At 46.3% G+C, this 14,560-nt stretch carries 17 protein-coding genes and 1 riboswitch; of the genes, 3 read left to right on the top strand and 14 right to left on the bottom strand.

Annotation, left to right across the window (positions count from 1 at the left end; genetic code table 11):
* Positions 1–128 precede the first annotated feature (128 nt).
* The 5 genes from ACYQ2N_RS05050 to ACYQ2N_RS05070 form a co-directional block, all read right to left on the bottom strand.
* Positions 129–1,604: a peptidoglycan DD-metalloendopeptidase family protein gene (locus ACYQ2N_RS05050; RefSeq protein WP_459997927.1), complete on the bottom strand. Its 1,476-nt coding sequence runs from the start codon at positions 1,602–1,604 to the stop codon at positions 129–131.
* 416 nt (positions 1,605–2,020) lie between these two features.
* A complete protein-coding gene (locus tag ACYQ2N_RS05055) occupies positions 2,021–2,239 on the bottom strand; it encodes a hypothetical protein (protein ID WP_459997928.1) in 219 nt (72 codons plus the stop codon).
* An 18-nt stretch (positions 2,240–2,257) separates the two neighbouring features.
* A complete protein-coding gene (locus ACYQ2N_RS05060) occupies positions 2,258–4,828 on the bottom strand; it encodes a heavy metal translocating P-type ATPase (protein WP_459997996.1) in 2,571 nt (856 codons plus the stop codon).
* 69 nt (positions 4,829–4,897) lie between these two features.
* The gene (locus ACYQ2N_RS05065) at positions 4,898–5,236 is read right to left on the bottom strand and encodes a metal-sensitive transcriptional regulator (protein ID WP_459997930.1); all 339 of its coding nucleotides are present in this window, start codon (positions 5,234–5,236) and stop codon (positions 4,898–4,900) included.
* Between the two features lie 94 nt (positions 5,237–5,330).
* Positions 5,331–5,564 (bottom strand): CopZ family metallochaperone, encoded by a 234-nt coding sequence (locus ACYQ2N_RS05070; RefSeq protein ID WP_459997997.1) that lies wholly within the window; start codon positions 5,562–5,564, stop codon positions 5,331–5,333.
* A gap of 339 nt (positions 5,565–5,903) precedes the next feature.
* On the opposite strand from ACYQ2N_RS05070, the gene ACYQ2N_RS05075 reads away from it, so the two are divergent.
* On the top strand, positions 5,904–6,626 hold the full coding sequence (locus ACYQ2N_RS05075; protein ID WP_459997931.1) for a cytochrome c biogenesis CcdA family protein: 723 nt from the start codon (positions 5,904–5,906) through the stop codon (positions 6,624–6,626).
* Between the two features lie 36 nt (positions 6,627–6,662).
* Here the strand turns inward: ACYQ2N_RS05075 and ACYQ2N_RS05080 are convergent, their stop codons facing one another.
* Complete coding sequence (locus tag ACYQ2N_RS05080) at positions 6,663–7,526, bottom strand: M23 family metallopeptidase (protein ID WP_459997932.1); 864 nt, start codon at positions 7,524–7,526, stop codon at positions 6,663–6,665.
* 301 nt (positions 7,527–7,827) lie between these two features.
* Between ACYQ2N_RS05080 and ACYQ2N_RS05085 the strand changes: the two genes are divergently transcribed.
* On the top strand, positions 7,828–8,187 hold the full coding sequence (locus ACYQ2N_RS05085) for a transposase (RefSeq protein ID WP_459997934.1): 360 nt from the start codon (positions 7,828–7,830) through the stop codon (positions 8,185–8,187).
* Positions 8,188–8,386: 199 nt separating this feature from the next.
* On the opposite strand, the gene ACYQ2N_RS05090 is transcribed toward ACYQ2N_RS05085, so the two are convergent.
* The 3 genes from ACYQ2N_RS05090 to ACYQ2N_RS05100 form a co-directional block, all read right to left on the bottom strand.
* Positions 8,387–9,400 (bottom strand): HoxN/HupN/NixA family nickel/cobalt transporter, encoded by a 1,014-nt coding sequence (locus ACYQ2N_RS05090; protein ID WP_459997935.1) that lies wholly within the window; start codon positions 9,398–9,400, stop codon positions 8,387–8,389.
* Positions 9,401–9,526: 126 nt separating this feature from the next.
* A riboswitch (cobalamin riboswitch) is annotated at positions 9,527–9,717 on the bottom strand.
* Positions 9,718–9,754: 37 nt separating this feature from the next.
* Positions 9,755–9,922 carry a cytochrome b5-like heme/steroid binding domain-containing protein gene (locus ACYQ2N_RS05095; protein ID WP_459997937.1) on the bottom strand — a complete coding sequence of 56 codons (168 nt, stop codon included), beginning with the start codon at positions 9,920–9,922 and terminating at the stop codon, positions 9,755–9,757.
* A 241-nt stretch (positions 9,923–10,163) separates the two neighbouring features.
* The gene (locus ACYQ2N_RS05100; protein WP_459997938.1) at positions 10,164–10,328 is read right to left on the bottom strand and encodes a hypothetical protein; all 165 of its coding nucleotides are present in this window, start codon (positions 10,326–10,328) and stop codon (positions 10,164–10,166) included.
* A gap of 334 nt (positions 10,329–10,662) precedes the next feature.
* Between ACYQ2N_RS05100 and ACYQ2N_RS05105 the strand changes: the two genes are divergently transcribed.
* On the top strand, positions 10,663–11,055 hold the full coding sequence (locus tag ACYQ2N_RS05105) for a hypothetical protein (protein ID WP_459998004.1): 393 nt from the start codon (positions 10,663–10,665) through the stop codon (positions 11,053–11,055).
* Between the two features lie 167 nt (positions 11,056–11,222).
* Here the strand turns inward: ACYQ2N_RS05105 and ACYQ2N_RS05110 are convergent, their stop codons facing one another.
* From ACYQ2N_RS05110 to ACYQ2N_RS05130, 5 genes are all read right to left on the bottom strand, one after another.
* Entirely contained in the window at positions 11,223–12,188 is a 966-nt protein-coding gene (locus tag ACYQ2N_RS05110) for a DUF1186 domain-containing protein (RefSeq protein WP_459997940.1), read from the bottom strand.
* Between the two features lie 129 nt (positions 12,189–12,317).
* A complete protein-coding gene (locus tag ACYQ2N_RS05115) occupies positions 12,318–12,590 on the bottom strand; it encodes a hypothetical protein (RefSeq protein WP_459997941.1) in 273 nt (90 codons plus the stop codon).
* Positions 12,591–12,716: 126 nt separating this feature from the next.
* Complete coding sequence (locus ACYQ2N_RS05120; RefSeq protein ID WP_459997942.1) at positions 12,717–13,469, bottom strand: cytochrome c biogenesis CcdA family protein; 753 nt, start codon at positions 13,467–13,469, stop codon at positions 12,717–12,719.
* Between the two features lie 16 nt (positions 13,470–13,485).
* Entirely contained in the window at positions 13,486–13,974 is a 489-nt protein-coding gene (locus tag ACYQ2N_RS05125) for a hypothetical protein (protein WP_459997944.1), read from the bottom strand.
* A gap of 96 nt (positions 13,975–14,070) precedes the next feature.
* Positions 14,071–14,484, bottom strand: coding sequence for a helix-turn-helix domain-containing protein (locus tag ACYQ2N_RS05130; RefSeq protein WP_459997945.1), 414 nt, complete (start codon positions 14,482–14,484; stop codon positions 14,071–14,073).
* Positions 14,485–14,560: the final 76 nt, after the last annotated feature.

A 14,560-nucleotide genomic window follows, 5' to 3' on the forward strand; every position in this document is an offset into this window, starting at 1 on the left:
TCTTTACCTGAAAATGCCGACCCAGCATACAGCAATATTATTGTTGCATGATCTTAATTTCTCCTTCCCTATAAGATATTGTATACTTTTGCCGGAATCTTTGCGTCCAAGTGAATTAGCCCCTTTCATTAAGGCAAATAGTTAAGAGGATTCAAATTTGTACCGTTTAGAATGACTTCAAAATCCAGATGGGAACCGGTTGAGTTGCCGGTAGACCCTACCAAAGCAATTTTCTGTCCTTGCTTAACACTTTGCCCTGGTGTAACGAGCAATTTCGAGGCATGTGAATAGCGCGTGGAAATCCCGTTTCCATTGTCAAGCAGAACGCTAAGACCGTAAGCACCGTTCCAGCCCGCTGAAATCACTTTCCCGGCTGCTGCTGCCACAATTGGGTCACCGGTATAACCGTCAATATCAATTCCATTGTGGAAGCCTCGGGATCGCCAACCAAAATAGGAAGTGATCGAGCCGCGCAGGGGCCAGATAAAACCGGTATTCTTCCCGGTTCCACGCGCAATAGTGGAACTGTCTCCCTTGGCCACACTGACAATCGCTTTTGGTCCTTGAGCGATAACTTGATCGACCGGTTCTTTTAATGTCTTTTCGGCTAAAACACTTTTCTCGGTAATTTTGCCATTCGTTTGTACAAAGCTGTAAGTTACCTCCTTACTTCCGTCACTTCCTTGCTCTCTGATCTTAGTTTGTCCGCTCGCTAAATTATAGTCGTTCTTAGTTATGACATCGAAGGGAATCGTTTCCGTGACCGAATATTCTCCCTTGCTTATGACATTAATATACGGTGTGACTGCAACCAAACTGATCTTTTGACCCGGCTTGAGGACTGTATCTTCAGCTATATCAGGATTGCTGCCAAGTACTTCTTGAGTAAGCATGTTGTTCTTGCGCGCAATAAGCCACCAGGAATCATTGTCCTCGACCGTATACTCTTTGACGCTTTCTTTTCCTTTTTCTAACATGGCAAGAACTTGATCCGGGAATTGGATATTTCCTGGTTCTGTCTCCATCTTTTCAACCGTAACATTTTCCTGGAATTCCACAGAAGTTACTTTGCTCGAGTCACTAGGTTGGGCATAATAGCTTTTCAAATCTGCAAGCACTTTGTCTGCATTGCCCTGGGAAGGTAAGACAGCTACCGTTTCACCCGCAACTTGTATGGCGTATCCTTCAACATAAGGGTTTAACTTATCTCTTAATTCTTCTTTACTCAGGCTCTCTTTAAGCAAGGTGCTATCATCTACCCAAACGCTTCGGTAGTCAATCTTGTGCTTCGTTTTGGCTATCTGTCCTATGGCTTGACCAGAATCCTCAAGAACTGACTGGACCAGACTTTTTCCGTCAGCCACACTCGAAACCAAGCCAGCCTGTTGCCCATCTATAACTATGTAAGCGGCAAAAGCATAATTAGTAAAGTAATAGAGCGAACCACTTATGGTTAAGGTTAAGGCTAAAGCCAATAATCCTCCTCTAACCTTCCAAGATTTAAGGTTCATGTTCCGGAAAAGCCTTTTGGCGGTTTCGCTAATGTTTCCTGCTTTTAAAGTTAGCATCTTTTTAACTTCATCAATTATGTTTGTCCTTTTCATTTTCAGCCTCCTGAAGTATTGCGTATTATGGCACAAAGCAACTGCAACTTAATAGCAACCTTAAAGTTGTTACCGACAAATATTTTAGTATATAGATGTGAAGAAGTTATGAATGTCCAAAAAAAAGATACAAAAAACCCGGTGTTCTCTTCAAGTGAGTACCGGGTTTTTGAAAAACAGTTACCTATTTGCCTATTTCAAGGGGGAGAGGCGATACTGTCCGGTGGACAGTATCGCCTCTAGGGTAATGCGGAGTAAACTCCTCAAAGCCCGCTAATGCCCGCCGCTGCAGTGGGCAACTGCCCTCAGCATCCATTGTCTCTTAAGCATCATTACCCCTCCTCTCTTCTTTCTTATCTTAATCTACCGACCGCAGCCGGTAGAAAATCAACTCCAAACAATTATGCGCTCCCCATTTAGCCCATGACCTTTTTCTTCACCACTGGAATGATGATGGGCATAGTGACAATCATAGCCAGGATGAATACCCAAATCATACCGCCGATCCTAGCAACAGTCGTATAGGTATTTCCATTCACTAAGGTAAACACCAGAAACAGAATGGCTATTGCCAGGGAGAGTACGGTGTAAATTAGCGCTGCCTGTCTGGCTGCTTTTGCTTCCAACTCGTTCATAAGAAGACCTCCTTCCGCTTAACGTGCCGGTTGCGGCTGATGTACCGGGTGTATGCCATTTTTTTCCTGCTCTTTCCGGAAATATGGTTGATAGCGTTTTAAGAGCAGTGTATTCATGGTCACGGATAGCGAACTCATGGCCATGAAGAAGGAAGCCAATTCCGGGCTCACCAGAAGCCCTGTGAAAGGATAAAGGATACCGGCAGCCAGGGGAATCCCGGTGACATTGTACACGAAAGCCCAGACCAGATTCTGTTTAATCTTGCGCATAGTAGCTCGCCCGATTTCGATGGCCCCGACCACATCACGGATATCGTCCTTGATGAGGATAATGTCTCCGGTTTCTTTGGCTACGTCAGTACCGGAGCCAATAGCGATCCCAACTTGGGCTTGGGCTAAGGCCGGGGCATCGTTGATTCCGTCCCCCACCATCGCTACCTTCAGACCCTTCTCTTGCAGCTTTTTCACTTCGGCGGCCTTATCCTGGGGCAGTACTTCCGCCATTACTGTCTTAATCCCAACTTGCTTGGCTATGGCTTCAGCCGTCCGCCGGTTGTCCCCGGTAATCATGGCTACCCGCACACCCATCTGGTACAAGCGTTCGACCGCAACTTTAGCATTTTCCTTCAGAGTATCGGCGACCGCGATGATCCCGGCGGCCTTACCGTCAATGGCCATCAGCATGGCGGTCTTGCCCTCGCTCTCGAGTTGCTCCATCTTTGCGCTCAAGTTCCCGATATCGATGTTTTGCTGCTGCATCAAGCGGCGGTTTCCTAACAAAATCGCCTGACTTTGATAGGCCGCCCGCACACCGTGTCCAGGTATCGCTTCGAAATTCTCTATCTCTTCGATCGTTAAGCCTTCCTCCTTGGCCCCCCGCACGATCGCTTCCCCCAGAGGATGCTCAGACGGCTTTTCGGCCATCGCCGCCAACCTGAGCACATCATTGCGGACAAAACCCGACGTCACATACACATCAGTCACAGAGGGTTCCCCTTTGGTCAGGGTTCCGGTCTTATCGAAAACAACCGCGTTCAGCTTGCTGCTGGCTTCCACGGCATCGGCCCCTTTGAACAGGATACCATTCTCCGCCCCTTTGCCTGTTCCAGCCATAATTGCACTGGGAGTGGCCAAGCCAAGGGCGCACGGGCAAGAAATGATCAAGGTCGTAACCGACAGGAGCAGGGCGAACCCGAACACCCCAACTTCGGCTAAACTGTAAGGAGAGAGAATAAACTGACTCGTCGGGGAAAAGTACGAAGCATAACCGATAAAGAACCAGAAGAAGAAGACAATCAAAGCGAGCACGTGAACTCCGGCGATGAAATGGCCGGCCACAAAATCCGCCAGTTTTTGGATGGGTGCCTTGGAAGCCTGGGCATCTTCCACCATTTTAATGATTTGAGCGAGAGCGGTTTCACTGCCGACCCGCGTGGCTCTAAACTTAAATGATCCAGTCTTGTTGATGGTGGCACCGGTGACCTGAGAACCGGGACGTTTTTCCACCGGCATGCTTTCCCCGGTAATCATCGCTTCATCGACGGCTGAATACCCTTCGGTCACTTCGCCATCCACCGGAATACTTTCCCCGGGCCGCACAACTACAATATCCCCGATTTCCACTTCATCGGCGGCAAGCTCCATTTCTTCACCATTGCGGATAACCCGGGCCGTTTTCGCCTGCAAGCTCATCAGTTTGCGGATAGACTCCGAGGTCCGGCCGCGGGTGAGCGCTTCCAGATAACGGCCTAAGACAATGAAAGCCGTGAGTAAAGCCGCTGATTCGAAAAAGGTGGCACCCCGCCCGCCGAAACCGGCGTTAGGCCAAAAGGTGTTGATGGTGGCAATGATGTAGGCAGCGCCAATCCCCGTTGCATAGAGGAGATTCATATCTGTAGCCCCTCGCTTAAGGCCGTTCCAGCTGTGCTTAAAAAACTGCCAGCCGGGGATAAAGGCAATAGGGGTAGTCAAAGCCCACAGGACGTACACATTGCCCAAAAACTCGGGTACGAAATAGGGGAAGATCCACATGTCCCGGAACATCCCGACCATTACCAAGAGAGCGAGCGGCCAGGCAATCCACATATTGCGGGTCTGGTACCTGAGCTCCTTTTGCCGTGCCTCTTTCTCCCGATCCAGGGCATCTTGGCCGCTAAGCTTTTCCGAAGCTTCATAGCCTAGAGCATTGATCTCTTTCTTGATCCGGGTTTTATCCACCGCTCCCGGATAAAATCTCACTTTGGCGGATTCAGCCGGTAAATTGACCACAACAGACGTTATTCCCGGCAGCCCCTTGACAGCCTTCTCGACTTTAGCAACGCAAGCCGCGCAGGTCATGCCGCGTACGGTAAGCAGGATCTCCTCCTCCGGCACCTCGTAGCCGATGTCTTGAATAGCTTTCACCATTTGGGGAACTCCGGCCTGATCACTTGCATAAGCCACAGCCGCCTTGCCCGAAAGCAAATTGACCTGCACTTCCTGCACACCGGCAAGGTTCTTCAGGACTTTTTCCACTTTCGCCACACAAGCGGCACAGGTCATTCCCTGTACGGGCAAACTTACTTGCGCTAAATTCTCGCTTCTTGTCATTTCACTCACAATATTCACCTCCACTTGGAAATCTACGTGATTCCCTCGCTACTTAATATTTACTTGAGATTATCTGATCATGCGAAACACCGTTTTTAAGACTTCGTCCACTACTTGTATATCGCCGGTTTCTAACCGTTCCCTCACGCATGATTTCATGTGCTTTTCCAGAAGTAACTTGGATACCCCGTCGAGGGCAGACCGGGCGGAAGAAATCTGATTTAAGACGTCATCACAATACACTTGACGTTCGATCATTCCTCTAATACCCCGGACTTGACCCTCGATCCGGTTCATCCGGGCGATGAGCTGTACAATCGTCTTGTCTTCATGATGACTCTTGCGATTACCATTTTCCTCTGCTATATCTGGGTAATCACATGAGACATTTATAACCGGTTTGTTCATTAGCTCACCACCATTCAGAGAAAATAGTATAGGAGTCTACCCTATGTTTCCCGGCAAAAAAAACAGAACACCCCTTCATCTGATCCCTTTTAAGTTAATCAACCACAGAATAGCCGGCATCTTCCACCGCTTTGACCAGCACATCCTTTGCTGCCGAACCGCTTACGACCGCCTCTTTGCGCATCAAGTCCACACTGGCGCTTTCGACGCCCTGTACACTATTTAAAGCCTTTTCCACAGACATCTTGCAGTGCATGCATGTCATTCCTTGCACCCGCAGCACTATTTTCTGCCCGGAATGACTTGTACCCTGCACATGACCACCCATCTCTGCCTGAGGGTGTTCACCATGTTCCATCTGACTGCGCCCCATATGCTCTTTCCTAGCTTTACGTCCAAATCCAAACATTTCTTATTCCCCCTTAATTAACAATCATTATGACTATTTTATTTGGCAATATTTTAATTATTGCTTTCAAATATAGGATACTCCCCTATACTATTTTTTTCAAGCGTTAATTCGCTTAGGTTATGAATTTCAGATGAATTTCCGATGAATTTTTCATGAATTTGCCCCGGTAATGTAAAAAAGTTCGAATTCCTGGAGTCTAAGCAACCCTGGTTTGTCATAATAATTTTTGAAACCATGACAAAGGGAGGCTTTATTATGGAGGAAATTATCCAGTATCTAAGTTCGAGCTTGGCTCAAGGTTCCTTGCTTTCCATATTGATTATGTTTGGGGCAGGACTAGCCCTTTCCATTAATCCATGTATGGGAGCCATGGCACCGTTAGTCATCGGGGGCAATAGGCAAAGCGGGCTTAAAAGGTCCTTTTTATTTATGGGTGGGTTCACCACCACCTTAATGCTCTTAGGGGTGGTGACCGCAAGCTTAGGTAAGGTGTTGACCCTGCCAGGATGGTTTTGGACCTCCTTCCTCGGGTTTTTATATCTGATCGCTGGCCTAATTCTGTTAGGGGTTAGACTTCCCATTGCAATCCACGGGTTTCAGGTTTTCAGACATAAACCACCTCAGTTGTTCCGATTTATCATCAACCGGGAAGGGCTAAACCCCGGGGCGATGGGAGCAGTTTTTGCTCTGGCTCCCTCCCCGTGTACGATACCGGTAATCTTGGCCGTAAGTGCCTTTGTAATGGCCGGCGGGCATCCGTTGTTCGGGGCATTGGCTTTAGGGTTTTTTGGCCTGGGTCACAGTCTGCCGTTGGGGTTCGCTTTCTCGCCCTGGGTACGTAAGTTGTTCAAGCCTAATCGCTTTACTCGCTATTTGCGTCCGGCTTTGGGAATGTTCTTAGTCGCTGCCGCAGTATATTTCCTGGTCGCGGGACCAGACTTCTTTGACCATAATTCTATGGCAGTCCATGATCATTGAGTAAGGTGGATCCCCGCACTCGGCGAAAACCGGAAGTTAACGATAATACGGTAACGGATCGACCGGCTTGCCGTTAATCCTCACCCCAAAATCAAGGTGAGGCCCGGTACTCCAGCCGGTGGAGCCGACATAACCCACAACCTGTCCGGCCTGAACGCGTTGACCCACGCTTACCCCCAATTTGGACTGGTGACCATAAGTATTCGTTGTTTCGCCCCCAATATCCACTACCGTAAAATATCCGTAGATGTTGTCCCAGCCGGCAAATATCACTTCTCCGAAGGCAGCAGCCAAAATCGCCGTGCCGGTTGGAGCCGGTATGTCAATCCCTAAATGCTGTCCCTGTTTCTTTGTTACAGGGTTTGTACGCCAACCAAATGGACTGCTGATTTCATAATAACCGGGTAGGGGCCAAGTCGTGATCGAGCTTTTGACTCCTGACTTGTTCGCGACCTGAAGTTGGCGTATTTTCGCCTGCCATGCCTGTTCCTGGGCGGCAAGCTTTTCGATCTCTTCCCACTCTTCCTGTTGTTCCTTCTTAACACGGGTTAGCAAGGCCTGCTGTTGCTGGAGCTTATTGTTGAGAGCGGCCCTGGCAGCTTGTGCCTGAGCCTCCAACTGAACAGCCTGGTCTTGAGTTGCCTGGAGCACCTTGGTTCGTTCGTTAACATCCTGGATAGCTGAACGCGTTTGCTCCAGCAAATTCTGGTCGTTTTGGACTAGCCTTGACAGGTATTCAAAACGTGTAATTAAGTCACCAAGGTCAGTCGCCTGAAAAAGAATCTCCAAGTAACTGATGGGAGCAACTTCATAAATCGCACGCAGCCTTGCTCCAAGTACCTGCCGCCGCTCATCCACTTCCTTTTGCTTGGCAGCGAGTTCCTTTTGGGCAGCCAGCAATTGCGCCCGCGCCTTCCTTGTAGCCTCTTGTTTTTCCTTTAAATCTCTTTGGGCCTGGAGCGTCTGCGCGTCTAACTGAGCCAGTTGGGCTTTGATCTTGTCGGCTGTAAAAGTAAGGGGTGATAGCCTAAGCTAGTTATAAATCAGCAAGATGACATTCGTTTGAAGGTAGAATATCCAGCGAACAAGCTGAAAAAATTTCCCTATGTCTGGAACACTATAATGATGTTGAAACGTGTATCGCAAAGCTTGAATCAACTGTTATTTCGCTATCTGAACAATTCAGCAAAGAGATTAAGTTGTGGCCACGACACCAGGCATTAAAGATTTTTCTGCTATTGCAATCATCTCGGAAATTGGTGCTGACATGTCGGTATTTCCAACTGCTAAACACCTTTGCTCTTGGGCTGGCCTTACCCCTCAAAACAACGAGAGTGCAGGTAAGAAAAAATCTGTTCGTATTAGCCGTGCCGGTATTTATATCAAGCCTTTGCTGGTTCAATGCGCTAATGCAGTAATAAAGGATAAGAATTTTCCGCACTTTCGTTATCGCTATGAAGCGATCAAACGCCGCCGTGGCCACAAACGGGCTGTCATAGCTGTAGCAAGAATGATGCTTACGGCTATCTACCACATTACTAAAAAACAAGTCTCCTTTTGATCATTAGCTTTACGAGAAAACTCAGGTCAAACCGGATAATCAGCTAAACAAAGTAGCGCGAGCCGTTATTCTTTTACAGCGTTTTTAATTACATGGCGAGTCATCTTCTGGAAGTAGAGCAGTCGGGCGGAACAATAACGGTCGACAGTACACTAGGAAAGGGAACAACTTTTTCGTTTTACCTGCCGGCGTAAAACCATCAGGCATTTTCAAGCCTTAATATTTTCCACAGCAAATAGGAAATGACCCATGCCACAATGAAAAGTCCTACTAATATATAGCCCATACCCCCAAAGTTCAAATGCTGTATCCATCCCCAAATTCCACTGTTTAGTCCTAGCTTTGCGGTAATTATCTGGGCCAATTCAATTAGACCGATAAACAGTGCTGCGATTACGGAAAGACCGGTAACCGATAAATTATAATAAATCTTGCGTAACGGAGTGGAAAAGGCCCAATGGTAGGCAGTTGTCATAAAAACTCCATCCGCAGTGTCCATCAAGCTCATACCGGCAGCAAATATAATTGGAAGGGACAGTACTACGGTAAAAGGCATCGCTTGAGTCCCAACATTCGCTGAAATAGCTAACAAGGCAACTTCAGATGCAGTATCAAAACTTAACCCGAACAAAAAGCCAAGCGGGTATACATGCCAACTCTTGTTAATAAAACGATACACTGGTTTTAAGAAACGTGATATCAAGCCACGGTTTAGAAGCTGCTGATCAAGATTTTCCTCATCATACTCCCCTTGACGCATCTTTACGAAGAACCGGTAAATATCGAACCAAATGTAAAGATTAAAAAGCCCAATGAGAAGAAGAAAACTTCCGGCGACCATAGTACCGATGAGTCCTGCGACAGCTTTTAATTGAGGGATGTTCTGTTGGGCCCAATGCATTGAAAAAGCCGTAATGATTGCCATAATACAGACAACCGTAGAATGACCAAGCGAAAAGAAAAATCCTACTCCTGTCGGATCCTCTTTTTGCTGTATCAGTTTGCGCACTGTGTTATCGATAGCGGCAATATGGTCAGCATCAAAAGCATGGCGTAACCCTAGGGTATAGGCCAAGAAAGCAAATCCCAGCAATGGAGGAAATTGCTTGACATTCAAAAACAGCAAAATCATGCCTAAAAGGTGTATACCTGCAACTGATATTCCGTAACGGATCCATTTAGGGCGGCTAGTTTTTTGGGGTATTTCTTTCAAAATTGTTCCTCCTTACAACTGCTTAAAACAACAAAAAACCCTCCACCAACGAAAGGGTTTTCAAAGCTTAACCGGTATCAATCAAGAGCAGTGACACAGGCATACCTCCCTAACATCCCGTAGGTCGTCGTGTGTTTGGTATGAGCAGGTCTCCTGGCTTAAGATCCTCATCAACTTACGTCTTCCCGGATAATATTCCAGTGACAGAGTGTAAGTTAACTCCCTCTAACAGTGGCGGGCACCGCATCAGCTTTTACTGATTTCCCTTTTCAATTCTTTTCCCTCAGGAAAGAATCACTCATCCCTAGTATTTAGTTGATTTAATGATACATGATTTTAGAAAGCTTGTACAGTCTATTGTGTACTCTTTAAAGTCCCTACCTTAGAAATCTTACCCCAGAACTCCGGTGTCTGGTGATTCGGTGGAGCCTTTTCCAGCAGGCCCGTTAGATCCTGTCCTGCCACGAGCTGTTGGCCCATAGGAGTATGCTTGCCCAATTTCCATAGCTTAGAGTTGGTCACGTCATACGTCCTGAGCAGCATTTTGTCCGCTTACTGCATTGCCGGGAGTACCAGGCTGTGTTTGCGGTGTTTGAGTTGTTGTTTGCGTCGCTTGGGTTCCAGTACACCCGTTTACAAAAAGAGAGCAAATAAGAGTATTACCATAATAAATAGTCGCTTCATGCTGTTTCTCTCCTTGTACTACCCTAAATACTCCCAAAATTTCATTTGCGCGCAGTCCAATAAAGCTGCTTTGCCAACTCTATGCCAGCTCCACGATTCTCCCGTGCTCCAGTCTCACCCGGCGCTGGGCCAGTTCCCCAACTTCCGGATCATGGGTGACCATTACAATCGTATGTCCTTCCCGGTGAAGTTCTCGAAAAAGTTCAATGACGATTTGTTCGGTCTGGTCTTTCAGCAGTTTCATTTGATTCCTGCTGCTTCGCAGCTCGCACCTCAAGGTTATTTTATCATAAACGGAAATTTACTTCAGATGGAGTAGAGCTGCTCTCTGTTTTGTCGACTATTCCGATTCACGCAGGCGTTCAACAATAGACTGCCTGTTTGTACCTCTGTAGTAAGGGGGATCACCATGGATACCATAATAAGCAGCGGGGAGGAAAGGAGCATTGGCAGTATGGTAAAGCGATAGCGGAAAAACCACAAATTGACGGCTAAGGACTGAATCACACCATAGGAGAATAACGCACCCACCACAAATGTAATAAAAATATTTGTCCATATCAAAACCGTTGGTGAGCGTGAAAACAGAATTGAGCAAAATTAGGCTGAGAGACATGGAAGTGATAACGATGGCCGTTTTCTTTTTATTTCGGGCCAGGTTGGAGACAGACATTTTAGAGATAGTCCCCGTATTTTCTTTACCGCAGGACTTTTTGTTACGTCTTTCCTTGCCTAATCCCTGCTCTGTATACCTCACAGCCTCAACCGGTGAAACAGCTCCGGCAATTTTCCCCGGCTTTCGGGAGCTGATCCATACGGTGAGAAGTGAAAAAAGAGCCGCTCCCGTAAAAACGGATATCCCGTACCACGGAGATTTCAAAAATGTTGTAGATAATGAGATAACCTTGAATATAATCAGGCAGAGTAGTGATGAGCATTATGGCCAGAATGACCATCCTCAATACGGATAATCCGGTCCGCAAATTGGGCAATTTCCTCGTTATGGGTAATCATCACAATAGTCTGGCTAAATTTTCGGTCCATCTTTTCTGTATGGTGTAAATATCTCAAGCTGTTCTGTAGGTTTACCATATGAGATTTCTAAATCGGAAATGCGGTCTATGTTTGCCTCATATTTTTATTTTTCTTTCCCAAGACAACATTTTTTATATTTCTTTCCGCTTCCACAGGGGCATGGATCATTTCGTCCAACAAAGTTTTCCCGTCTGTAAGGAACATTCACCGAAAAAATTCTATTTTCCTCGTATTCGTCATGGAAAATCCTCTTAAACATCTCATCCTCATGCTCATCATTATAATCTTTATCAAATAGATATTCCTCCTCATCGTCCTCTTCATCTGTAAATTTCCCAACCCATTCTTCCAACGAATTAACATCCTCTTCAGATATAAAGGAATAATCCTCATCTTCCTTAAGTTCATCCAGAACCTCTTTCATAGATCTATTAACCTGTTTATTCATAAACGGAATGTCAGCAAGAATCTCTACTACTTTGTCATCTGCTACCGCTTTTAATATGTCGTCTGTCAGTCCTAAAGGATGTATTAACGAACAGCACCTGGGAAGAATGTCCCACACATAGCTGTAGTCTACCTCTAGCTTTCCATTAAAAAGTTGTTTGAAATAGAACACCAGCTGTTCTCTCGATACCACTCCATGATTCAATAGGATCAGAAGAGATTCTAAGGCCTCTGTTCTAACAAATTCATCCAATGAAGAATTCTCAATAATGCCTTTAATCGGTTCAATATTTCCATCACAGACCGAAGCAAGAATATTTTTGAAATCCTCGGTGACCGAATCCCCCAGTAAGTCAAATATTTGCTCATCCGGCAGAGATGCAATCTTTATCATACTTTCATATGCTTTTTCCTCTCGAAAGTAAGCCAGTATGTAAATGGCTGGAAAATGAATCAGATACTTATTGTCTTTTGATAGATTTTCTACATCACTTATAGTATATTCCAATATCTCAAGCAGCTCTGGGATCGCTTTCTCTTTATTGGCCAAGGCATATTTTACAGCCTCTGTCGGGTAATGATCCTCGAACCTCTCATATCCCTTAAATATTCTTAAATTCATTTTCCGTAGCCCCCTTTTACCATAATTATAGCACTGCCGGTACTTCTTGGCTGAAAATTTTTGTCTTTACGGCTTTATATTGATAATCTCTTGTTTTTTGCTTGTTAACCGTTAAACCGAGTATGATGATCACAACCATGATAGCAATGATCTATTATTAAACAAAATTATAGTGCCATCGACCCTAACGTCAATGGCACTATCGCAAGTGATAACAATTAGTTCGTTGATACTTTGCGTTGCATAAAGATCTTGCCCACATAGCTTCTTACTGTATCGTGCTATCTTGCCCACCGCGTCCAGCATAACCATCGTCATGACCTTTATGCCCATCATGACCATCATGTCTATGACCATCACGTCCATCGTGTCGGCCATGGCCGCCGTGGCTGCCGTGCCCACCGCAGCAGCCCCCCGCACCGGATCGGTGCATAAAGAGCATTACCACAAACATCAAAATTACCCACCAATATTGACTAAGAAATCCTACCATAGATTTCCACCTCCTCAAGATTTAACTTAATTCTGTTACATGCCGATAGGCAGACGGGGCATAAAACGAGCCAGGAAACCGGTTACTTCCGTAAGCTGGTTGGTATAGAGGATGTAGGCGATATAGAGCATAAGCAAGCCTGCAAGCCTCTCGGCAATCACTTGCTTGGTGCGGAAGCGTTTCAAGCCCTGCGTAACTTTATTAAAGGACAGACCTGCCAAGGTATACGGAATAGCCAACCCGACAGAGAAGAAGAACATCACAATCATGCCGCTTAGAGGATTTTGGGTAGCCCCGGCTAAGGCCAGAATTGTGAAAAGAGTAGGGGCAATGCAGTGCGAGCAGGCAACTGCAAACAACAAACCCACAACAAAGGATGCCGACGCACTTCGAGTGGAATTGGTCCTAACCTTTTCAAAGAATGCGGGCTCCCAATGCAAGCGGCTCAGAAAAGGCAAGTCGAACAGACCCAGCATCTTGAGAGCCAGAATTAAGACAACCGAACCTCCCAGAATACTAAGAACCCATTGCCAGCGGTTCAGCCAAGATGCAAATTCTCCTGCTAAAGCCCCGGCTGCAATGAAGACCACGGCAAAACCGGCCACAAAGGCAAAGGTGTTCTTCACTACCCTGCGCCGGAGAACGGCATCGTGCGTCGCTTCTTTAAGTTCAGAAACAGTTAAACCGGTTATGAGGGAAAAATACACTCCCAGCATCGGAATAATACATGGCGAAAGGAAGGAAAGAACCCCGGCCGCAAACGCTATGACGATTACAGTTGCACTCAATTGCCTCTCTCCTTCTCTAATACTCCCAGGAAAACGTCCGGGCCGGTGTATCGCCCAGATTCTCCACAATCAAGGACACTCGGCTGCCATTTTTGAGCTTTGTCAGTTCCGAACCTTGGGCAATAATCTCAGCCGAGACATGATGCCCTCCCCCGCTATTGTTGGCTGCCTTAATGCTCACCGGGACATCAATACTATCAACTTGAAGCCGGACATTGCGGGAGAAGTCAAAACTATCGAGGTCTAAAGCATGGTTATTTAATTCTATTAAAAATTTTTGCGTCCCTGATTGTGCATCTTGTTTCTCCCACCTAATTCCGACTTGGATTCCTCCTTGGTCATCGACCACCGGATTCGTCTGAGAAAGAGAGGGTGACGGTTGCGCAGCGCCTGTATTAGACGTAGTATTCGGTGTGGTACTGCCCGGTTTCGCGGCTGCAAGTCCCCACCAAACCCCAACAATTGCTACCATGACCAGAGATGCAACTATTACCTTAACTTTCACATCTTATGCCTCCAATTTTCAAGTTCAGTTACAGTATTGTAACCGGAGAACTTTTCCGTTCAGGCTCAAGAATGCCGTGCTCCGGGCAACAGTGGTTCACTGCACACCGTTATAAGCAAACTTCTTGAATGTAAGATAAAATCTCACATAAAGCTCTTGCTTTGTCTCGGAATTAAATGGGGTGCCCGCAATTTCTTTCAATATTCGCTGCAGCAAAACATTGCTCTCCAATTCTTCGCGGGCAATTAAAGGAACTTTGCCAACCATCTCAAAAAGTTTGTTCTCATCCAAACCGTAAAACTCAGCCAGGTCGCGCATCAGGTTGTCGTCAGGCATTTTGCGGCCATGTTCTATTTCCGAGAGATAGGAAGAATTCGTCCCCACCCGGCTACTTACTTGGGCCAGCGAGAGATCACGGTGTAAGCGCAATTCATTGAGATACTGTCCCAATCTTTTCAAGCCCTCCACAGGCTGTTCATCGGTGGACTTTTGCTGGCGCAGGTTAATCATTAAGCTTTCTCCTTCCATCTTAATCCTATATATAGGGTAGCCTCCTATGCTATCTATAGATAATGTACAATTTCCG

The organism is Paradesulfitobacterium aromaticivorans, from assembly GCF_054657415.1.